This is a genomic window from Vibrio atypicus, from assembly GCF_009811315.1.
Lineage (GTDB): Bacteria > Pseudomonadota > Gammaproteobacteria > Enterobacterales > Vibrionaceae > Vibrio > Vibrio atypicus.
On sequence record NZ_BLID01000006.1, the window covers coordinates 153,285 to 173,472 of the forward strand.

General features: G+C 43.6%; 17 protein-coding genes. 14 read left to right on the forward strand and 3 right to left on the reverse strand.

Annotation, left to right across the window (positions count from 1 at the left end; translation table 11 throughout):
• The first annotated feature begins 165 nt into the window (after window positions 1–165).
• The 6 genes from secA (at window position 166) to GVO60_RS14070 (ending at window position 10,228) form a co-directional block, all read left to right on the forward strand.
• Window positions 166–2,895 carry a preprotein translocase subunit SecA gene (secA, locus tag GVO60_RS14045; protein WP_159655088.1) on the forward strand — a complete coding sequence of 910 codons (2,730 nt, stop codon included), beginning with the start codon at window positions 166–168 and terminating at the stop codon, window positions 2,893–2,895.
• Window positions 2,896–3,087: 192 nt separating this feature from the next.
• Entirely contained in the window at window positions 3,088–3,486 is a 399-nt protein-coding gene (gene mutT, locus GVO60_RS14050) for an 8-oxo-dGTP diphosphatase MutT (protein WP_159655090.1), read from the forward strand.
• 94 nt (window positions 3,487–3,580) lie between these two features.
• Complete coding sequence (gene dapB, locus GVO60_RS14055; protein WP_159655092.1) at window positions 3,581–4,390, forward strand: 4-hydroxy-tetrahydrodipicolinate reductase; 810 nt, start codon at window positions 3,581–3,583, stop codon at window positions 4,388–4,390.
• Between the two features lie 482 nt (window positions 4,391–4,872).
• Window positions 4,873–6,012, forward strand: coding sequence for a glutamine-hydrolyzing carbamoyl-phosphate synthase small subunit (gene carA, locus GVO60_RS14060; RefSeq protein WP_159655094.1), 1,140 nt, complete (start codon window positions 4,873–4,875; stop codon window positions 6,010–6,012).
• 16 nt (window positions 6,013–6,028) lie between these two features.
• Window positions 6,029–9,259: a carbamoyl-phosphate synthase large subunit gene (carB, locus tag GVO60_RS14065; RefSeq protein WP_159655096.1), complete on the forward strand. Its 3,231-nt coding sequence runs from the start codon at window positions 6,029–6,031 to the stop codon at window positions 9,257–9,259.
• Between the two features lie 189 nt (window positions 9,260–9,448).
• Entirely contained in the window at window positions 9,449–10,228 is a 780-nt protein-coding gene (locus GVO60_RS14070; protein ID WP_159655098.1) for a TSUP family transporter, read from the forward strand.
• Here GVO60_RS14070 and GVO60_RS14075 read toward each other — a convergent pair.
• Together GVO60_RS14075 and grcA are read right to left on the reverse strand one after the other, a co-directional pair.
• The gene (locus GVO60_RS14075) at window positions 10,158–11,024 is read right to left on the reverse strand and encodes a LysR family transcriptional regulator (RefSeq protein WP_159655385.1); all 867 of its coding nucleotides are present in this window, start codon (window positions 11,022–11,024) and stop codon (window positions 10,158–10,160) included. The two genes, GVO60_RS14070 and GVO60_RS14075, sit on opposite strands and share 71 nt — an antisense overlap.
• Before the next feature lie 134 nt (window positions 11,025–11,158).
• A complete protein-coding gene (gene grcA, locus GVO60_RS14080; protein ID WP_159655100.1) occupies window positions 11,159–11,536 on the reverse strand; it encodes an autonomous glycyl radical cofactor GrcA in 378 nt (125 codons plus the stop codon).
• A gap of 323 nt (window positions 11,537–11,859) precedes the next feature.
• On the opposite strand from grcA, the gene nfo reads away from it, so the two are divergent.
• The 3 genes from nfo (at window position 11,860) to GVO60_RS14095 (ending at window position 14,324) form a co-directional block, all read left to right on the forward strand.
• A complete protein-coding gene (gene nfo / locus GVO60_RS14085; RefSeq protein WP_159655102.1) occupies window positions 11,860–12,753 on the forward strand; it encodes a deoxyribonuclease IV in 894 nt (297 codons plus the stop codon).
• Between the two features lie 239 nt (window positions 12,754–12,992).
• On the forward strand, window positions 12,993–13,679 hold the full coding sequence (ung, locus tag GVO60_RS14090) for a uracil-DNA glycosylase (protein ID WP_159655104.1): 687 nt from the start codon (window positions 12,993–12,995) through the stop codon (window positions 13,677–13,679).
• Between the two features lie 93 nt (window positions 13,680–13,772).
• A complete protein-coding gene (locus tag GVO60_RS14095; RefSeq protein ID WP_159655106.1) occupies window positions 13,773–14,324 on the forward strand; it encodes a hemerythrin domain-containing protein in 552 nt (183 codons plus the stop codon).
• Between the two features lie 74 nt (window positions 14,325–14,398).
• On the opposite strand, the gene GVO60_RS14100 is transcribed toward GVO60_RS14095, so the two are convergent.
• Window positions 14,399–14,581, reverse strand: a complete 183-nt coding sequence (locus GVO60_RS14100) for a DUF3545 family protein (protein WP_159655108.1) — start codon at window positions 14,579–14,581, stop codon at window positions 14,399–14,401.
• Between the two features lie 705 nt (window positions 14,582–15,286).
• On the opposite strand from GVO60_RS14100, the gene GVO60_RS14105 reads away from it, so the two are divergent.
• From GVO60_RS14105 to GVO60_RS14125, 5 genes are all read left to right on the forward strand, one after another.
• Window positions 15,287–16,717, forward strand: coding sequence for an alanine/glycine:cation symporter family protein (locus GVO60_RS14105; protein ID WP_159655110.1), 1,431 nt, complete (start codon window positions 15,287–15,289; stop codon window positions 16,715–16,717).
• 119 nt (window positions 16,718–16,836) lie between these two features.
• Window positions 16,837–17,610 carry a peroxide stress protein YaaA gene (gene yaaA / locus GVO60_RS14110; protein ID WP_159655112.1) on the forward strand — a complete coding sequence of 258 codons (774 nt, stop codon included), beginning with the start codon at window positions 16,837–16,839 and terminating at the stop codon, window positions 17,608–17,610.
• Window positions 17,611–17,633: 23 nt separating this feature from the next.
• On the forward strand, window positions 17,634–17,780 hold the full coding sequence (locus GVO60_RS14115) for a DUF5363 family protein (RefSeq protein ID WP_159655114.1): 147 nt from the start codon (window positions 17,634–17,636) through the stop codon (window positions 17,778–17,780).
• Window positions 17,780–18,553 carry a TatD family hydrolase gene (locus tag GVO60_RS14120; protein WP_159655116.1) on the forward strand — a complete coding sequence of 258 codons (774 nt, stop codon included), beginning with the start codon at window positions 17,780–17,782 and terminating at the stop codon, window positions 18,551–18,553. Before GVO60_RS14115 ends, GVO60_RS14120 begins: the two co-directional genes overlap by 1 nt.
• A 204-nt stretch (window positions 18,554–18,757) precedes the next feature.
• Window positions 18,758–20,020, forward strand: coding sequence for a NupC/NupG family nucleoside CNT transporter (locus tag GVO60_RS14125; protein WP_159655118.1), 1,263 nt, complete (start codon window positions 18,758–18,760; stop codon window positions 20,018–20,020).
• The last annotated feature ends 168 nt before the right edge of the window (window positions 20,021–20,188 follow it).

Sequence of the window (20,188 nt, forward strand, 5' to 3'; positions counted from 1 at the left end):
ATAAACTAACCGCCACTTATAGACACACAAGCCTTGAAATCTATAGTTCTCATCACAATATCTGAGTTAAGTGATTTATCTCAGTATTCTTAGTTCAAAACTGTTAGAGACTGAAGGCATTAAAGTAGATCGGGCCCGATCTGAATAAAGAGAGATTCATAGCAAATGATAACTAAGCTACTGACAAAGGTAATTGGCAGTCGCAATGACCGAACACTGCGACGCCTGAGAAAAATTGTAAAAGAGATTAATAACTACGAGCCGACGTTTGAAGCGTTATCTGATGAAGAACTAAAAGCAAAAACTGTAGAGTTCCGTCAGCGCCTAGAACAAGGTGAGACACTAGATAAACTATTGCCAGAAGCTTTTGCCACTGTACGTGAAGCATCAAAACGTGTTTACGGTATGCGCCATTTCGACGTGCAGCTTATCGGTGGTATGGTACTAAACGCTGGTCAAATCGCAGAAATGCGTACTGGTGAAGGTAAAACCTTAACAGCGACTCTTCCTGCTTATTTAAACGCACTACCAGGTAAAGGTGTTCACGTAGTAACAGTGAACGACTACCTAGCAAAGCGTGATGCAGAAACAAACCGCCCTCTATTTGAATTCTTGGGCATGACTGTTGGCGTAAACGTGCCAAACATGCCTCCTCAAGAAAAGAAACAAGCTTACCTAGCAGATATTCTTTACGGCACAAACAACGAATTTGGTTTTGATTACCTACGTGACAACATGGCTTTCCGTGCGGAAGACCGTGTACAAAGAGCTCGTTTCTTCGCTGTTGTCGATGAAGTGGACTCGATCTTAATCGATGAAGCGCGTACACCGCTTATTATTTCTGGTCCTGCAGAAGATAGCTCTGAGCTTTACACTCGCATCAACTTGCTGATCCCTAATCTACAAAGACAAGATCAGGAAGATTCAGAAGAGTACCGTGGTGATGGGCACTACACCGTTGATGAAAAGTCTAAGCAAGTTCACTTAACTGAAACGGGTCAAGAGTTCGTTGAAGAGTTAATGGTGAAGAACGGTTTGATGGAAGAGGGCGATACGCTTTACTCTCCAACTAACATTAGCTTACTACACCACGTTAACGCGGCGCTTCGTGCACACGTTCTATTTGAAAAAAACGTTGACTACATCGTGAACGAAGATGGCGAAGTTGTGATCGTAGATGAGCACACTGGTCGTACTATGCCGGGTCGTCGTTGGTCTGAAGGTCTACACCAAGCGGTTGAAGCAAAAGAAGGCGTTAAGATTCAGAACGAGAACCAGACTCTGGCTTCTATTACGTTCCAGAACTTCTTCCGTCTCTATGAAAAACTGTCTGGTATGACAGGTACTGCAGATACAGAAGCATTTGAATTCCAATCGATCTATGGTCTTGAAACTGTGGTTATTCCAACCAACAAGCCAATGATTCGTGATGATATGCCAGATGTTGTCTACCGTACTGAAACCGACAAATTCAACGCAATTATCGAAGACATCAAAGAGCGTGTAGCGAAAGGTCAGCCTAGCTTAGTTGGTACAGTTTCTATCGAGAAATCTGAATTGCTATCTAATGCGCTAAAACAGGCTAAGATCAAGCACAATGTACTTAACGCTAAGTTCCACGAACGTGAAGCTGAAATCGTTGCTGAAGCGGGCACGCCGGGTGCGGTGACTATCGCAACGAACATGGCAGGTCGTGGTACCGATATCGTGTTAGGTGGTAGCTGGCAAGCAAAGGTAGAGGCTCTTACAGATCCGACTCCTGAGCAAATTGCAGAAATTAAAGCTGAGTGGAAGAAAGTTCACGATGCTGTTCTTGATGCTGGTGGTCTACATATCATTGGTACAGAGCGTCACGAATCTCGTCGTATCGATAACCAGCTTCGCGGCCGTTCGGGTCGTCAAGGTGATGCGGGTTCTTCACGCTTCTACCTATCGATGGAAGACTCATTACTTCGAATCTTTACATCTGATCGAATGGCGAGCCTTATCCAAAGTGGTATGGAAGAGGGTGAAGCGATCGAGTCTAAGATGCTTTCGCGCTCAATCGAAAAAGCACAGCGTAAAGTGGAAGGTCGAAACTTCGATATCCGTAAACAGCTTCTAGAGTACGATGACGTAGCCAATGACCAACGTAAAGTGGTTTACGAACTACGTGACGAACTTATGGGTGCAGAAGACATCAGTGAGATGATCGAGCATAACCGTGAAGATGTTCTTACTTCTGTTGTTGATGAATATATCCCACCTCAATCTCTTGAAGATATGTGGGATGTTGAAGGTCTTCAGGAACGCTTGAAGAATGACTTTGATATCGATGCGCCAGTGAAACAGTGGCTAGAAGAAGACGATAAGCTTTACGAAGAAGCACTTCGTGAAAAGATCCTTGAGACTTCAATCGCTGTTTACAAACAGAAAGAAGAAGTTGTGGGTGAGCAGGTTTTACGTAACTTCGAAAAATCTGTCATGCTACAAACGCTCGACACGTTGTGGAAAGAACATTTGGCAGCAATGGATCACCTGCGTCAAGGTATTCACCTACGTGGCTACGCACAGAAGAACCCGAAACAAGAGTACAAGCGTGAATCGTTTGAACTGTTCGAAGGTCTTCTTGATGCACTTAAAACAGACGTTATTACCATTCTTTCGAAAGTTCGAGTTCAACAGCAAGAAGAAGTTGAGCGCATGGAAGAGCAGCGTCGTGCACAAGCGGAAGAAGCGCAGCGTCGTGCTCAGGCTCAACATGCAGCAGCAGAGAATCAGCTATCTGACGGTGATGACTCTTCTGAAGGCGCACATCAACCGGTTGTACGTGATGAGCGTAAAGTTGGTCGTAATGAACCATGTCCATGTGGCAGCGGTAAGAAATATAAACAATGCCACGGTCAAATTAACTAATTAGACTGTTATCATTGAACCATTAAGAGTCGCTTAGGCGGCTCTTTTTGTATGTATATTTAATGAGTTATCTCGTTGCGAAAGAACAGTCACATAGCTTAGAGCTGGCTATGTTGCATCAGACCCCAACTCAATGAAGGTGACGTATTAAGCGCTAGGTAAGCTAAGCGTTTTATTAAGGAACACTATGATATGAAAAGAACTCACATTGTTGCAGCAATCATTTTTAACCAAGATAAATCAAAAGTATTTATTACCAAGCGTCCTGATGACAAACATAAAGGCGGTTTTTGGGAGTTTCCTGGTGGTAAGGTAGAAGCAGAAGAAACGACTGAACAAGCGATGGTTCGTGAACTTGAAGAAGAAATCGGTATTATTACAACTGAGCAGCAACCTTTTGAGCACTTAGAGTTCGATTATCCAGACAAATCACTTAAGTTTGATTTTATTGCTGTGACTCAGTTTGAAGGTGAACCTTATGGTAAAGAAGGTCAGCAAGGTGAGTGGGTTACAATCGCAGATCTTACCCGCTATGCATTTCCTGAAGCGAATGTGCCGATTCTGGAGCGAGTGGTCAAAGAGTTTACTTAAGCATACGCAACCACTGCTAGCCACAGCCGTTTATTACTGTTAGTTTTATTGGATTGGCTACAAGAACGAAAATTCGAATAATGGAGAAAGTGCAATGGTACGAATTGCAATTGCAGGAGCAGCGGGTCGAATGGGCCGCAACTTAGTAAAAGCGACTTATCTAAATCAGCAAGCTGAAGTGGGAGCAGGTTCAGAGCGTCCAGAATCATCGTTGGTCGGTGTTGATATCGGTGAGCTATGCGGCGAAGGAAAGTTTGATGTTGTACTGACCGACGACCTTGCAAAAGATATTGAGAAGTTCGATGTCATTATTGACTTCACTGCCCCTGTGAGCACTCTTGCCAACCTAGAACTGTGTAAACAACACGGAAAAAGTATTGTGATTGGCACAACAGGCTTTACAGATGAAGAGCGTGAGCTTATTGACCAAGTCGCGAAAGATGTACCGGTTGTCATGGCTCCAAATTACTCAGTAGGCGTGAACCTTGTGTTTAAGCTACTAGAAAAAGCCGCGAAAGTGATGGGTGACTATTGTGATGTTGAGATTGTAGAAGCTCACCACCGTCATAAAGTTGATGCGCCATCGGGTACCGCAATTGGTATGGGAGAGGCGATCGCTGGTGCGATGGGTAATAAGCTTAGTGATGTTGCTGTCTATGCCCGAGAAGGGATTACTGGCGAGCGCACGAAAGATGAGATCGGCTTTGCCACCATTCGTGCTGGCGATATTATTGGAGAGCATACAGCAATGTTCGCAGACATTGGTGAACGTGTGGAAATTACCCATAAGGCCACAGATCGTATGACCTTTGCCAACGGTGCTGTGAAAGCGGCGGTATGGCTGAAAGAGAGACCCGCAGGCTTTTATACCATGACGGATGTACTTGGACTCAATAGTCTTTAAAATAAATAATTATGCGCTGGGCTTGCCCGGCGCTTTTTGTATCTGAATAGTATGGTGTCTATTTAAACCGATGGCTATCGCTTAAAAACTCTTGAGTTTTGTTGTTTTTATATTGGTTTAGGGTTGTTTTTTGCTTTAGTTGCTCAAAAGTTTGAGTTGTTTTTGGTGGGGCAACGTTTGCGTGATTTTTACGTTCAAAAGTGTGATCGCAACTTTCCCTCTTTTTAGGTATTTCATAAAATCCTCTCCCTTCTTGCTGTTATTAGGTAGTAAACTTTGTTTTTTGACCCCTTTTAATCGATTTTTGTATTAAGGGCTTTAAATGATAGATTTATTTACACCCTTCTGTTGACACGTATCACAACTCTCATTAGAATACCGCCAATTTGTCTAAAATGCCTAAAACCACAGTTAAGTGGTGATATGGAAGGCAGATTTGCAGTTAAATTTATTATTTTTGCATTTTTATTCTGGAGGTTGTCTTGAGCAAGTCAGCATTGCTAGTCCTAGAAGATGGGACAGTATTCCACGGTGAATCCATTGGCGCAGATGGTTCTGCGGTTGGTGAAGTCGTTTTTAACACCTCGATGACGGGGTACCAAGAAATCCTCACTGATCCTTCCTATTCTCAGCAAATCGTTACTCTTACTTACCCTCACATTGGCAATACCGGAACCAATTCCGAAGATGAAGAATCCTCTTCAATCCACGCTCAAGGCCTTGTGATTCGCGATCTCCCTCTTATCGCTTCTAACTTCCGTAATGAACAATCCCTTTCTGATTACCTAAAGTCGCAAAATGTTGTTGGTATCGCTGATATCGATACGCGCAAGTTGACGCGTATTCTTCGTGAAAAAGGTGCTCAGAACGGTTGTATCGTTGCGGGTAACAATATCGACGAGGCTCTAGCACTTGCTAAAGCGAAAGAATTTCCTGGCCTAAAAGGTATGGACCTTGCGAAAGAAGTTACAACAAAAGAAGCGTATCAATGGAAACAAGGTTCGTGGACGCTCGAGGGTGGTCTTCCAGAAGCAAAAGATGACAGCGAACTGCCATATCACGTTGTTGCCTATGACTTCGGTGCAAAACGAAACATCCTGCGCATGCTTGTTGACCGAGGCTGCCGCTTAACGGTTGTTCCTGCTGAAACATCAGCAGAAGAAGTACTGGCTTTAAATCCTGATGGCGTTTTCCTTTCAAATGGCCCGGGTGACCCAGAACCATGTACTTACGCTATTGAAGCGACCAAAGTGTTCCTTGAAAAAGGCCTACCAATCTTTGGTATCTGTCTAGGTCACCAAATCCTAGCACTTGCGTCTGGTGCGCAAACCGTGAAGATGAAGTTTGGTCATCACGGTGCAAACCACCCAGTAAAAGATTTAGAGCGTAATGTTGTTATGATCACGTCTCAAAACCACGGTTTTGCAGCAGATGAAGCAACGCTACCAGAAAATCTACGTGCTACTCACGTATCGCTATTTGATGGCTCTCTTCAAGGTATTCACCGCACAGATAAGCCAGCATTCAGCTTCCAAGGTCACCCAGAAGCAAGCCCAGGTCCAGAAGACGCGGCGCCGCTATTTGACCACTTTATCGAACTAATTAAACAACACAGCGCTTAATTCGGAGTAGTAGATAATGCCAAAACGTACTGACATTCAAAGTATTCTAATTCTTGGTGCTGGTCCGATTGTTATCGGTCAGGCATGTGAGTTTGACTACTCTGGCGCACAAGCATGTAAAGCACTGCGTGAAGAGGGTTACCGAGTTATTCTGGTGAACTCAAACCCTGCAACTATCATGACTGACCCAGAGATGGCGGATGCAACTTACATCGAGCCAATTCAATGGGAAGTCGTTCGTAAGATCATTGAGAAAGAACGTCCAGATGCTGTTCTACCAACTATGGGTGGCCAAACAGCGCTTAACTGTGCTCTAGATCTTGAAAAACACGGCGTTCTTGAAGAGTTCGGCGTAGAAATGATTGGTGCAACAGCAGACGCTATCGACAAAGCAGAAGACCGTTCTCGCTTTGATAAAGCGATGAAATCTATCGGCCTTGAGTGTCCGCGTGCTGATACTGCGAAAACAATGGAAGAAGCATACGGCGTACTTGATATGGTCGGCTTCCCTTGTATCATTCGTCCATCATTCACTATGGGTGGTACTGGCGGTGGTATCGCATATAACAAAGAAGAATTTGAAGAAATCTGTCGTCGCGGCCTAGACCTTTCTCCGACAAACGAGCTTCTTATCGATGAATCTCTGATCGGTTGGAAAGAGTACGAAATGGAAGTGGTTCGTGACAAAGCGGACAACTGTATCATCGTATGTGCGATTGAAAACTTCGACCCAATGGGTATCCACACGGGGGACTCAATCACAGTAGCACCAGCTCAAACGCTAACTGACAAAGAATACCAACTCATGCGTAACGCATCTCTAGCAGTACTGCGTGAGATCGGCGTTGAAACAGGTGGTTCTAACGTACAGTTTGGTATCAACCCGAAAGATGGCCGTATGGTTATCATCGAGATGAACCCACGTGTCTCTCGCTCTTCTGCTCTTGCATCGAAAGCAACAGGTTTCCCAATCGCTAAAATTGCAGCGAAACTGGCTGTTGGCTTCACGCTTGATGAGTTAATGAATGACATCACAGGCGGCGCAACCCCAGCATCGTTTGAACCAACTATCGACTACGTTGTGACTAAGATTCCTCGTTTCAACTTCGAGAAGTTTGCAGGTGCTAACGACCGTCTAACAACGCAGATGAAGTCAGTTGGTGAGGTTATGGCTATCGGTCGTAACCAGCAAGAATCGCTACAAAAAGCACTTCGCGGCCTAGAAGTCGGCGCGACTGGTTTTGACGAAATGGTTGACCTAGATGCGCCAGACGCACTAACAACAATCCGTCACGAATTGAAAGAAGCTGGCGCAGAGCGTATCTGGTACATCGCGGATGCATTCCGTGCAGGCATGTCGGTTGATGGTGTTTTCAACCTAACGAATATTGATCGTTGGTTCTTAGTTCAAATCGAAGACCTAGTTAAGCTAGAGAACGAAGTTAAAGCGAACGGTTTTGCTGGTCTAAACCAAGACGTACTTAAAAAGCTAAAGCGCAAAGGTTTCTCTGATGCCCGCCTATCTAAAATCTTAGGTGTTGCAGAAAGTGAAATCCGTCGTCTACGTGACCAATACGATATTCACCCGGTATACAAGCGTGTAGATACTTGTGCGGCTGAGTTCTCTTCAGACACAGCTTACATGTACTCATCTTACGATGAAGAGTGTGAAGCGAACCCAACAGAGAAAGAAAAAATCATGATTCTTGGTGGCGGTCCAAACCGTATTGGCCAAGGTATTGAATTTGACTACTGTTGTGTACACGCATCACTAGCACTTCGTGAAGATGGTTATGAGACAATCATGGTTAACTGTAACCCTGAGACAGTTTCAACAGACTACGATACATCTGACCGTCTTTACTTCGAACCTGTAACATTGGAAGACGTACTTGCTATTGCTCGTGTTGAGAAGCCGAAAGGCGTTATCGTTCAGTACGGTGGTCAAACGCCACTTAAACTGGCTCGTGCACTTGAAGCTGCTGGTGTTCCAATCATCGGTACTAGCCCAGATGCAATCGACCGTGCAGAAGACCGTGAGCGCTTCCAAGTTGCTGTTGACCGCCTAGGTCTACTTCAGCCAGAGAACGCGACGGTAACAACTATGGAGCAAGCGGTAGATAAATCGCGTGAAATCGGCTTCCCATTAGTTGTTCGCCCTTCTTACGTTCTTGGCGGCCGAGCGATGGAAATTGTATACGACGAGCAAGACTTACGTCGCTACTTCAATGAAGCAGTGAGCGTATCCAACGAATCGCCAGTACTGCTTGATAGCTTCCTAGATGATGCGGTTGAAGTAGACGTTGATGCGATTTGTGACGGTGAGCGCGTGGTTATCGGCGGTATCATGGAACACATTGAGCAAGCGGGTGTTCACTCTGGTGACTCAGCATGTTCGCTTCCTGCATACACGCTAAGCCAAGAAATCCAAGACGTAATGCGTGAGCAAGTTGAAAAGCTGGCATTTGAGCTAGGTGTTCGTGGTCTGATGAATACGCAGTTTGCGGTTAAGAACAACCAAGTATACCTAATCGAGGTTAACCCTCGTGCAGCGCGTACGGTACCGTTCGTATCGAAAGCAACAGGTGCACCAATCGCTAAGATTGCTGCTCGTGTAATGGCGGGTCAATCTCTTGAAGCTCAAGGCTTTACGAAAGAAATTATCCCACCTTACTACTCAGTGAAAGAAGTGGTACTTCCATTCAACAAGTTCCCTGGTGTTGACCCACTATTAGGCCCAGAAATGCGCTCAACAGGTGAGGTTATGGGTGTTGGCGCAACGTTCGCAGAAGCTTACGCAAAAGCAGAACTTGGTTGTGGCAAGGTTTATCCAGAAGGTGGTCGTGCGCTACTGTCTGTACGTGAAGGTGATAAAGAGCGTGTTGTAGACTTAGCGTCTAAGCTTTCTAAGCTTGGTTACCAACTAGATGCAACGCACGGTACTGCGGTTATTCTTGGCGAAGCGGGTATTAACCCACGCCTAGTAAACAAGGTACATGAAGGTCGCCCTCACATTCTTGACCGTATCAAGAACAACGAATACACCTACATCGTTAACACCGCTGCAGGTCGTCAAGCGATTGAAGACTCAAAAGTCCTTCGTCGTGGTGCACTTGCTGAGAAAGTAAACTACACAACAACGCTAAATGCAGCGTTTGCCGCGTCTATGGCTCACACCGCTGACGCATGTGCATCGGTTACTTCTGTTCAAGAGCTGCATGCAAAAGTTGCTGAGAACAAAGCGTAATAAATAAAAATCAGTAAGCTCCAATCGAGAGCTTATATGACAACCTCATTGCCCGCTCGTTTGAGCGGGCTTTTTTTCGTTTTAATAAACTAATGAAATTATGGAATAGGTCTGAATCGAATCTTTCGTTAACCGAATTGAACAATGGATGATAATTTATCGGTTAGGAACCTTATTAGTTGATATCTCATGGAAATCTCATTCGAAATTCTCACTATTCTGTTTTTTGTCGCTACGGCTGCAGGCTTTATTGATGCGATGGCGGGGGGAGGCGGACTACTGACCCTGCCGGCGCTTCTTGCGGCTGGTGTTCCACCGACTCAGGCATTAGCAACCAATAAACTGCAGAGCTCATTTGGTAGCTTTTCAGCCAGTTGGTACTTTGTCCGAAATGGAATCGTTAGCTTAAAAGAGATGCGCCTTGCTATCGCCTGCACTTTTGTCGGCTCAGCAATTGGTGCCGAAGCCGTGCAGTATATAGATGCAGGCGTATTAACCAGTTTGATTCCGCTGCTGCTGGTTGGAATCTCTCTCTATTTTCTTTTTATGCCTAAAACTAAAGAGCATGCAGGCAAAGCAAAGATCTCTGAAGCAATGTTTGCTTTTAGCGTCGGTGGTGGTGTGGGCTTTTATGATGGATTTTTTGGCCCTGGAACAGGCTCCATCTTTACAGTCTGCTTTGTGGCGTTAGGGCATTTCTCACTCGTCGATGCGACGGCACGCACTAAAGTCCTCAATTTTACTTCCAACATTGCAGCTCTGATTTTCTTTATTATCGCGGGCTTACCGATCTGGGAACTAGGATTGGTTATGGCTGTCGGCGGTTTTATGGGTGCACAACTAGGCGCCAAAGTGGTGGTTAGCAAAGGCCAGAAATGGATTCGTCCACTGGTGATCATTATGTCGATGTTAATGGCGACAAAACTACTTTGGCAGCAGCATCAACAATGGTTTCTATCACTGCTTTGATTCGTGTATTACGGTAAGAAGACGGTCGCAGACAGATGTGTACTGGCCGATGTAGAGGTTCAATCTCGTTAAAATGGTGACAATACTCAGGGCCGATCTTCAAGGTTTTTACTACGGATAAAGGAACGAGAGCTGGGGCAACACCAGCTAGCGCTAATTGAGCCGCTGCGGCATAAGAGTCCATCTCCATAATAGGTTTCATATCAAGCTGATTTAAAATGGCCAGCTGATAGGTATTAGCTGGATTTTTAAGATCGTTAGTGATGATAGTCGCTGGCAGCTGAGTCAAGGTGTCAGCGTAGACAATATAAAAGGGTTCGTCGAATAGGTGAAAGGTGGTCAGAGAATGGTGTGTAGGCAGGTAACCAGCACAGACACCGATCTGAGCAATACCAGACTGTACATGTTCTATGATTCTCGGTGTATGGTTGGTGGTAAGGGTGATGTAGTTATCACGCTGAACACACTCGCCAAGTGCTGTTGAAAGGTACCCAGCGATTAATGTTTCTGAACAATCTAAACGGATAATGCTGTGCTCGATGATCGACTGCTGCTCGTAGATTAAGCCTCTTAACTCATTGAATGTTGGACCAATACTCTCAATTAAGTTAATGCCATCTTGTGTGAGCTTTACGTGCCGGCCTTCTGGCTCAATGAGTTTCTTACTCAGTTTTTTTTCTAGATTGGCAATACGCTTACTTACCGCAGACTGGCTAATATAAAGCAGGCTGCCTGTCCGGCTCATTGTTTTTGCTTTGCTCAATACCAATAAGGTTTCAATGCCTTCGAGTAACATGGTCATTGGTGAAAGTAAGGAATAGGTAGCCCTAATGTAGCGGAAAGTTACGAAGGCTGCATTAAGTCATGGCTAAGAAACAAAAAACGGCGCTCACAATGAGCGCCGTTTACTAACTGGGTGACTGAGTTAAATTATAGAGACTCAGTGAAAGTACGTGCGATTACGTCACGTTGCTGTTCAGTTGTTAGAGAGTTGAAACGTACAGCGTAACCCGATACACGGATTGTTAGCTGTGGGTAGTTCTCTGGGTGAGCAACTGCGTCTTCTAGCGTTTCGCGCTTAAGAACGTTTACGTTTAGGTGTTGACCACCTTCAATGCGTGGTGCAGTTTCGATAGCAACTTCACGGCTCTCGTACTCACCTAGATCGTTAATAGCGATAACTTGATCAGCTTCGAAGCCAGAGTTTGCTGCAACACAACGTGCTTCGTTCTTTTCGCTATCTAGTAGCCAGATTGAGTTCAGTAGATCGTCGTTAGCTGCTTTAGTGATTTGAATACCTTGGATCATTACTATCTCCTAGTCCACTTCAGTGGTTTATTGGTGTTAACTTTCGAATTTTATTGAGCTACGTATTATATAGCGAATATCCCTTATGATAATATTGATTTAAGTCAAAAAACAACCAAAAACACCATTTCCCTAAAGGTTATTTTCTTGTTCTAAATCAATAAAACCTTTGAAAACAAGGTGGTTACAATTTATTTTAATATATAAAAAATATTTAACAGGTGTTTTTGTTGTAAGTTTACTACAAAATGAGTTTAAAACTTGACCTGAGTCTTATAAGTAACTGTAAATAGATACGCATTCTGAAAGTGCAAAGTGATTAAATGACAATGCTAAAAAAACAACTTGGAAATAAATTTATTGGTGCACATGTATCAGCTGCTGGCGGCGTTGATCAAGCGCCTTTGAGGGCTCGTGAAATTGGTGCGAATGCTTTTGCGCTGTTTACTAAAAACCAGCGCCAATGGGTTGCTAAGCCATTAGAGCCAAAGACGATCAGCGCGTTTAAGGCAAATTGTCAGATGCTCGGTTTTAGTAATGAGCAGATTTTGCCGCATGACTCCTACTTAATTAACCTAGGCGCCCCTGAAGAAGAGAAGTTAGAGAAATCTCGTGCAGCCTTCATAGATGAGATGGAACGATGTGCACAATTAGGGTTAACGTTACTCAATTTTCATCCTGGGAGTCATTTAAAGAAAATCTCGGAACAGGAATGCCTGACAAAGATTGCCGAGTCGATTAACTTAGCTCATCAAGCTGTACCTGACGTGGTTGCGGTAATTGAAAATACTGCAGGACAGGGGACTAACCTTGGTTGGAAGTTTGAACATCTCGCGCAAATCATTGAGCAGGTTGAAGATAAAACGCGAGTGGGTATTTGTATTGATACTTGCCATACATTTGCTGCAGGGTATGACCTAAGTAGTTTTGAAGCATGTGAAGCGACGTTTGCCGAGTTTGATCGCATTGTCGGTATGCAATATTTAAGAGCAATGCACATTAATGATTCAAAGATCCCATTAGGCGGCAAAGTGGATAGACACCATGCCTTGGGGAAAGGTGAGATTGGTTGGGACTGTTTTGAGTATATCGCCAAAGATACAAGGTTTGATGGTATTCCTCTGATTTTAGAGACAATAGAGCCAGATTTATGGCCTGAAGAGATCAATCAGTTACGTACATTTCATGCCGCATCATTGAACGAAAGTAAGCATTAGACAAAAAGTGGCATCAATTTTTCATACTACTAAGTGTGTTTAATTTTATGAGGATGCCACTATGCCATTTTCATCCGTTACTACGACTTATCGACCAGTTCGTTTACCAATGCCTAATCGACACATCACAGGCCAAGGTCATTATCGTACACCTCAGAAACAGTAACCACTTAAACTGAGCTTTGTTCCTTCTACTATTTTTGCGACAATCTTGTCGATAGTAATAGAAGGAACAGAGCATGACCTCATCACTCACTTGGCAAGATTATATCCAGGCAGAAAAACAGCAACCTTATTTCCAAGCGATATTGGATTATGTGTCGGCAGAACGTGCTGCAGGTAAAGGTGTGTTTCCAGCAGATGATGATGTATTTAATGCCTTTTCTGCAACGGCATTTGATGATGTAAAAGTGGTGATCTTGGGTCAAGACCCATATCACGGCCCTAATCAAGCGCATGGTCTTTGCTTTTCAGTCCTGCCTGGAGTGAAAACGCCCCCTTCACTGGTTAATATCTATAAAGAGCTGGCTCAAGATATCAATGGATTTCAAATTCCGATGCACGGCTATCTGCAGTCTTGGGCTGAGCAAGGGGTACTGTTATTGAATACGGTTTTGACGGTAGAGCAAGGGAAGGCTCACTCTCATTCGAAAATAGGGTGGGAAACGTTTACCAGCAATGTCATTGATACACTTAATCAGAAACGCAATGGGGTAGTGTTTTTATTGTGGGGGGCGCATGCTCAGAAGAAGGGGCAGTTTATTGATCGTGAAAAACATCATGTTCTAGAAGCGCCTCACCCTTCACCTCTGTCTGCTCGTCGTGGTTTCTTTGGTTGTGGTCATTTTTCGAAAACGAATCAGCTATTGCTACAGCAGGGAGATAAAAGCATTGATTGGAATTTGCCACTTGATGTTGCTCTTTAATAAGAGAGTAATTGAGTAAAATTCGAGCAGAATCAAAGCGTCATTTTGAGAACTCCTATACACTTATCAAAAGTAGGTGTTAGGGAGAATGCTATGATGATTGAAAGGATCAGAAGAGAACACGGCTATATGGTTCGCTTATTGGCGGTTTTAAAGCAAAAGATTGCCATGTTAGAGAGTGAACAAGCGATAAATTATTCGTTGCTGCATGAGATTGTTGCTTATCTTTCCGATCATTCGGAGCGAGTTCATCATCCCAAAGAAGATATCATCTATCAGTACTACTTAGATAAATTTGGTCATCTAGAAGCGATTGAAGATTTAGAGTCTGAACATAAACTCTTGTCAAAAAAAACGCATGAGTTCTTAGAAACGGTTGAAATGATTTTGCAAGATGCAGTTGTTCCTCAAGATATTTTTGTTGGTCAATTGAAAGAATTTGTCCAGTCTCAGCGCCAACATTTAGAGATGGAAGAGCACTCCGTCTTGCCGATGATCATACGCAATTTTACTGTGCAAGATTGGCAAGCTGTTGAGTTGCTGTGGAGTATTAATGAGGATGATCCGGTATTCGGTGACACGATAGCAGAACAGTATCAGCAACTTGCTGCAAGAGTCAGACAAAATGAGCAAGAGGCACTGTAAGCTCCTGCTCAATTTATTAAGGTCTGTTGTTTCTAAAGAACAGATAGCAAAAAAGAGGCATTTAGCCTCTTTTTTTAGAACTCGAGATCAGCAAGATCTTCAAACCCAATATCCATTTCTTTTAATTCACGCTTAAGTCGCTGTCTATCCTTAATCGCTTCTATTTCGCGCCATTTACGCTTTACCGGTTTAGAGCGAGCCGCTCTTGATCTCGGCATATTCATTTCCATGATTTCTTCAAAGTTTAAGCCTTCCATAAGCTACCTCTATTTAATTATTACTCTTTGAAGGGGCATTTATTAAATACCATTCTGACTGCAGCGTATCTTTGATTCGTTTCTCATTTGTTACGATTCGATGAACTTTTTCTGGAAATTTCTACAGCGCTTCACAGATTTTTAAGTCAAACTTGATGCTTTTTTGCGCAAACAATTTCACGAAAACGATTAAATTCTCAATATATGATTGTTAACCGAGTGTGTCGAGTGGGGGCAAAAAGGCGTGTTATGCAATCACGCCTTCATAGGGAATAAAACAGGCTTTCGAAAACACATTTGCCTGGAACTCAATCTCGGTTTCAGACCTTATTGAGTAAGGCGTGTCATATATTTATTGGTATGCTGTTTTTTATCTAGACTTATCTTTGTCAATGTTGTTAATAATTAATGTTAATGTACTGGTTTTGTGGTTTGTTTGTTCTTGTTTGTGTTAATCGACGGTGATTTTATAGTGAAAAATAACATTGTAGTGTGTTTTGATGCATATTGATTTTTGCCATACTTAGCTGCATTATCCGCCCGTCAAAAAATACGCTGATACGTAAAATGGAAGCATGATGCGAGTTTTACAGATCTAAACTGCATAAAAATAATATTAAACACTAAGCAATCTTGACACTTAGTTGAGCAGTTAGATGGATGGCTTGGAAGCAGAGGTCAGCGAAATCTCAATATGAGGATCTTATGACAGACTTAATTAATTTGATGAATGACCTGCTTTGGGGGTCTATTCTGGTTTATCTACTGGTCGGTGTAGGGATTTACTTTACAGTCCGTTTGGGCTTTATCCAATTCCGTCATTTTGGCCATATGTTCTCTGTATTGAAGAACAGCCGCAAAGCTGACACTGCTGGTATCTCATCTTTTCAAGCTCTTTGTACCAGTCTTGCTGCTCGTGTAGGTACAGGTAACATGGCCGGTGTGGCTGTTGCACTGACTGCTGGTGGTCCTGGCGCTATCTTCTGGATGTGGCTAATCGCAATGCTTGGTATGGCGACATCATTCGCGGAAAGCACACTGGCGCAGCTATACAAAACGAAAGATGATGACGGAAACTACCGTGGTGGTCCCGCGTACTACATGGAGAAAGGTCTCGGTATGCGCTGGATGGGTGTACTGTTCTCAATCTTCCTGATCATCGCCTTTGGTTTAGTTTTTAATGCAGTACAAGCAAACTCAATTGCTAACGCGATGCACAATGCATTCGGTTGGGAAGACACCTACGTTGGCGTGTTTGTTGTATTACTTTCTTCTGTGGTTATCTTCGGTGGTATCAAGCGTATCGCTCGCGTTGCTGAATTGGTTGTTCCAGTTATGGCATTGGCGTACTTACTACTGGCAATGTCTGTGATGATCATGAACATTGAAAAACTGCCAGCAGTACTTGAGCTTATCTTCAAGAGCGCATTTGGTTTGCAAGAAGCAGCGGCAGGTGGCCTTGGTTATGCAATCGCACAAGCGATGATCAACGGTATTAAGCGTGGTCTGTTCTCGAACGAAGCAGGTATGGGTTCTGCGCCAAACGCGGCAGCATCAGCAACGCCGTATCCACCACACCCAGCGTCACAAGGTTACGTGCAGATGTTAGGTGTATTTATGGATACTATCGTTATCTGTTCAGCGACAGTGGCTATCATCTTGATGTCTGGTGAATACGTTCCACATGGTGAAGTAACAGGTATTGAGTTGACACAAAGTGCACTAAGCTCGCAAGTGGGTGAGTGGGGCGGTATCTTTGTCGCGATCGCTATCTTCTTCTTTGCATTTACGTCAATCATTGCAAACTACTCTTACGCTGAGACGAACTTAATCTTCCTAGAGCACAACCACAAAGCGGGTCTAGGCTTATTCCGTATCATCGTTTTAGGTATGGTAATGTTTGGTGCAGTGGCTTCTCTACCTGTGGTATGGGCACTCGCTGACGTTTCTATGGGCTTAATGGCGATTGTTAACTTGGTGGCGATTATTCTGCTTTCAGGTATCGTTATTAAGTTAGCTAAGGACTACAACCGCCAATTAAGCGAAGGTAAAGTTCCGACCTTTGATTCAAATGATTTCCCTGAGCTTAAATCTCAGCTAGAGGATGGAATCTGGGATCAGAGCAAAAAAGACTAATAGTGAGCTCATCTATATAGATGAAGCCTATTAAAACGATTCAAAAAGCCATGCAGACAACGCATGGCTTTTTTTGTACCCTAAGTTTAATAAAACAGATAAATGGATAGAGTTAAGTCATGCTTATTGTCGTTTCCCCTGCGAAAACACTAGATTATGAATCACCGTTAGCCACCACCAAGTTTACTCAACCTGAGTTAGTGGAATATTCAAAACAGCTGATTGAGGTATGTCGTAAATTGACTCCTGCCGATGTTGCCAGCTTGATGAAGGTGAGTGATAAGATTGCTGATTTGAATGTGGGGCGTTTTCAAGAGTGGAGCGAAGAGTTCACAATGGACAATGCTCGCCAAGCTATCCTTGCGTTTAAAGGGGATGTTTACACTGGGCTAGATGCAGAATCCTTAACGGATGCAGATTTCGACTATGCTCAAAACCATTTACGTATGCTTTCTGGCCTGTACGGTTTACTAAAACCTCTTGATTTGATGCAACCATATCGTCTTGAGATGGGGACTAAGCTTGCAAACGATAAAGGAACTAATCTGTACCAGTTTTGGGGTAATGTCATTACAGAGAAGCTTAATGAAGCCATTGCTGATCAAGGTGATAACGTTTTGGTTAACTTGGCCTCGAATGAATACTTCAAAGCCGTTAAACCTAAAGCACTTGATGCGCAGATTATTACACCGGTATTTAAAGATTGTAAGAATGGCCAATTTAAAGTCATTAGTTTCTACGCTAAGAAAGCTCGTGGCATGATGGCGCGCTATATTATAGAAAACAAAATCACGAGTGTGGCTGAACTGACTAAGTTTGATACGGCAGGCTATTACTTTGTTGAAGCAGAGTCGACACCAACAGAGCTGGTCTTTAAACGTGAAGAGCAGTAATTAAGTAAGAAAGGGGAGTGAGGATGCTCAATTGGTTTAAAAAAGCACTATCGAAATATGATGCTTGGTGTAAGTCGATGGGGCTTACCCCTGAAAATAAACGCAGCTGCGTCCCCTACCGAAGTGATTCGCCCCATTCTTCCAAAGATAATAAAAAGGCGCAGCGTTAATGCGCCATTTTGATACCCACTGTCATTTCGATTTTGAGCCGTTTCGAACTGATTTCTCCACTCATTTATCTCTAGCGCGTCAAGCCGGTGTAGAGCGTCTAATCATTCCGACTATCAGTTCAGAAAACTGGCAAGTGGTATCCGACTTATCTCAGCAGTATGAAAATATCTTTTACGCGCTTGGAATGCACCCTTACTTTTTATCTGAGCAGAGTGAGCGAGAGTTAGATGATCTCAATACTCTTCTTAGTCAGCGTTCTGATAAATGTGTTGCGGTCGGAGAGTGTGGTCTTGATGCTATGGTTAAAGTTGATATGGCTCTTCAAGAGCGTATTTTCATCCACCAAATAAAGATGGCAGATCAACATCAGTTACCAATAATTTTGCATAGCCGTAAAACCGACAATCGCCTCCTTCAATTATTGAAACAAAATAGGTTTCAATATGGAGGTGTATTGCATGGCTTTTCGGGGAGCTACCAACAAGCTATGCAGTTTATTGAGTGCGGTTTTTATATCGGAGTTGGTGGCGTAATTACCTATCCAAGAGCGAAGAAAACTCGCCAAGCAGTCGCTCAGTTACCGCTCGAAAAATTAGTTTTAGAGACCGATTCTCCCGACATGCCATTGAACGGCCATCAAGGCAAGGCCAATCATCCGAAGATGATAGGTGAAATAGTGTCCTGTCTCGCAAGCTTAAAAGGAATGTCAAGGCAAACGATTGCTGAAAACGTTTGGAAAAATGGCAATTTGGCGTTCGGTATTTGTGAATAAAATCCAAAGAAATTGTTCTTTTAATGATTACCATACGACTGAATGGTGATCTTCTTCACGTAAATGAGTGAACGGATGATGAATCTTATTAGAAACTGTGAGGATGGCATTACTTTATCAATGGACGGATGAGTATAATCACCCCCGCTTTTGAGCTCCATTTTGTTACACGCCAATAAATAACATATAAGGAAGTCATAAACTATGAGCCTGTTTATGAGCCTAGTCGGTATGGCAGTATTGCTAGGAATTGCATTACTACTGTCTGATAACCGCAAAGCTATCAATCTAAGAACTGTGGGTGGCGCATTTGCTATCCAATTCATCATCGGTGGTTTCGTTTTATACGTACCATGGGGTCGTGACCTTCTAGCTGGTTTCTCAGCTGGTGTACAAAACGTTATCGACTACGGTAAAGACGGTACTGGTTTCCTATTCGGAAGCTTAGTTAACTTCTCAGTTGACGGTATCGGTTTCATCTTTGCTTTCCAAGTACTACCAACGCTAATCTTCTTCTCTGCGCTGATCTCTGTACTTTACTACATTGGTGCTATGCAATGGGTTATCAAGATTCTTGGTGGTGGCCTACAAAAAGCACTAGGTACTTCACGTGCCGAGTCTATGTCTGCAGCAGCTAACATCTTCGTTGGTCAAACTGAAGCACCACTAGTGGTTCGTCCGTTTGTTCCTAAAATGACTCAGTCTGAGCTGTTTGCGGTAATGTGTGGTGGTCTAGCGTCGGTTGCTGGTGGTGTACTAGCAGGTTACGCATCTATGGGTGTACCTCTAGAGTATCTTGTAGCAGCATCATTCATGGCAGCACCAGGTGGTCTACTATTCGCTAAAATCATCAAACCTGAAACTGACACGCCAGATGAGAATCTAGGTAGTGACATTGATGGCGGTGATGATAAACCTGCTAACGTTATCGACGCAGCAGCAGGCGGCGCATCAGTTGGTCTACAACTAGCTCTAAACGTTGGTGCTATGCTACTAGCATTCATCGGTCTAATCGCTCTTATCAACGGTATCCTAGGTGGCGTTGGCGGTTGGTTCGGTATGGAAAACCTAACACTAGAACTTCTTCTAGGTTGGTTGTTCGCTCCTCTAGCATTCCTTATCGGTGTTCCTTGGGCTGAAGCAACAGTTGCTGGTTCATTCATCGGTCAGAAACTGGTTGTTAACGAATTCGTAGCTTACCTAAACTTCGTACCTTACGTTGGCGAGAACGCTCAAGTTGTTGCAGCGACAGGTGCAGTAATGTCTGAGAAGACTCAAGCAATCATCGCATTCGCTCTATGTGGTTTCGCAAACCTTTCTTCTATCGCGATTCTACTAGGTGGTCTAGGTGGTCTAGCTCCAAACCGTCGTCACGACATCGCTCGTATGGGTGTTAAAGCGGTTTGTGCTGGTACTCTATCTAACCTGATGGCAGCGACAATTGCTGGCTTCTTCCTATCTTTCTAATCTAGTAAGAAAGATTATATAGACGCCGTTTTATAAAGCCCCGTAGCAAGTTTCTTGCTGCGGGGCTTTTGTTTTTTCTGGATAGTGAGTGCAATAACTACGTTGAATGCGGTTTCTCACCTCGTTCACCTAGTTAACTAAGCTCCTGAGGATTCGATTCCATAGGAA

What these genes read in the sequence shown, in the direction of transcription:
- secA (WP_159655088.1), top strand. Translation starts at nt 166, where the DNA reads ATGATAACTAAGCTACTGACAAAGGTAATTGGCAGTCGCAATGACCGA.
- mutT (WP_159655090.1), top strand. Translation starts at nt 3,088, where the DNA reads ATGAAAAGAACTCACATTGTTGCAGCAATCATTTTTAACCAAGATAAA.
- dapB (WP_159655092.1), top strand. Translation starts at nt 3,581, where the DNA reads ATGGTACGAATTGCAATTGCAGGAGCAGCGGGTCGAATGGGCCGCAAC.
- carB (WP_159655096.1), top strand. Translation starts at nt 6,029, where the DNA reads ATGCCAAAACGTACTGACATTCAAAGTATTCTAATTCTTGGTGCTGGT.
- GVO60_RS14070 (WP_159655098.1), top strand. Translation starts at nt 9,449, where the DNA reads ATGGAAATCTCATTCGAAATTCTCACTATTCTGTTTTTTGTCGCTACG.
- GVO60_RS14075 (WP_159655385.1), bottom strand. Translation starts at nt 11,024, where the DNA reads ATGTTACTCGAAGGCATTGAAACCTTATTGGTATTGAGCAAAGCAAAA.
- grcA (WP_159655100.1), bottom strand. Translation starts at nt 11,536, where the DNA reads ATGATCCAAGGTATTCAAATCACTAAAGCAGCTAACGACGATCTACTG.
- nfo (WP_159655102.1), top strand. Translation starts at nt 11,860, where the DNA reads ATGACAATGCTAAAAAAACAACTTGGAAATAAATTTATTGGTGCACAT.
- ung (WP_159655104.1), top strand. Translation starts at nt 12,993, where the DNA reads ATGACCTCATCACTCACTTGGCAAGATTATATCCAGGCAGAAAAACAG.
- GVO60_RS14095 (WP_159655106.1), top strand. Translation starts at nt 13,773, where the DNA reads ATGATGATTGAAAGGATCAGAAGAGAACACGGCTATATGGTTCGCTTA.
- GVO60_RS14100 (WP_159655108.1), bottom strand. Translation starts at nt 14,581, where the DNA reads ATGGAAGGCTTAAACTTTGAAGAAATCATGGAAATGAATATGCCGAGA.
- GVO60_RS14105 (WP_159655110.1), top strand. Translation starts at nt 15,287, where the DNA reads ATGACAGACTTAATTAATTTGATGAATGACCTGCTTTGGGGGTCTATT.
- yaaA (WP_159655112.1), top strand. Translation starts at nt 16,837, where the DNA reads ATGCTTATTGTCGTTTCCCCTGCGAAAACACTAGATTATGAATCACCG.
- GVO60_RS14115 (WP_159655114.1), top strand. Translation starts at nt 17,634, where the DNA reads ATGCTCAATTGGTTTAAAAAAGCACTATCGAAATATGATGCTTGGTGT.
- GVO60_RS14120 (WP_159655116.1), top strand. Translation starts at nt 17,780, where the DNA reads ATGCGCCATTTTGATACCCACTGTCATTTCGATTTTGAGCCGTTTCGA.
- GVO60_RS14125 (WP_159655118.1), top strand. Translation starts at nt 18,758, where the DNA reads ATGAGCCTGTTTATGAGCCTAGTCGGTATGGCAGTATTGCTAGGAATT.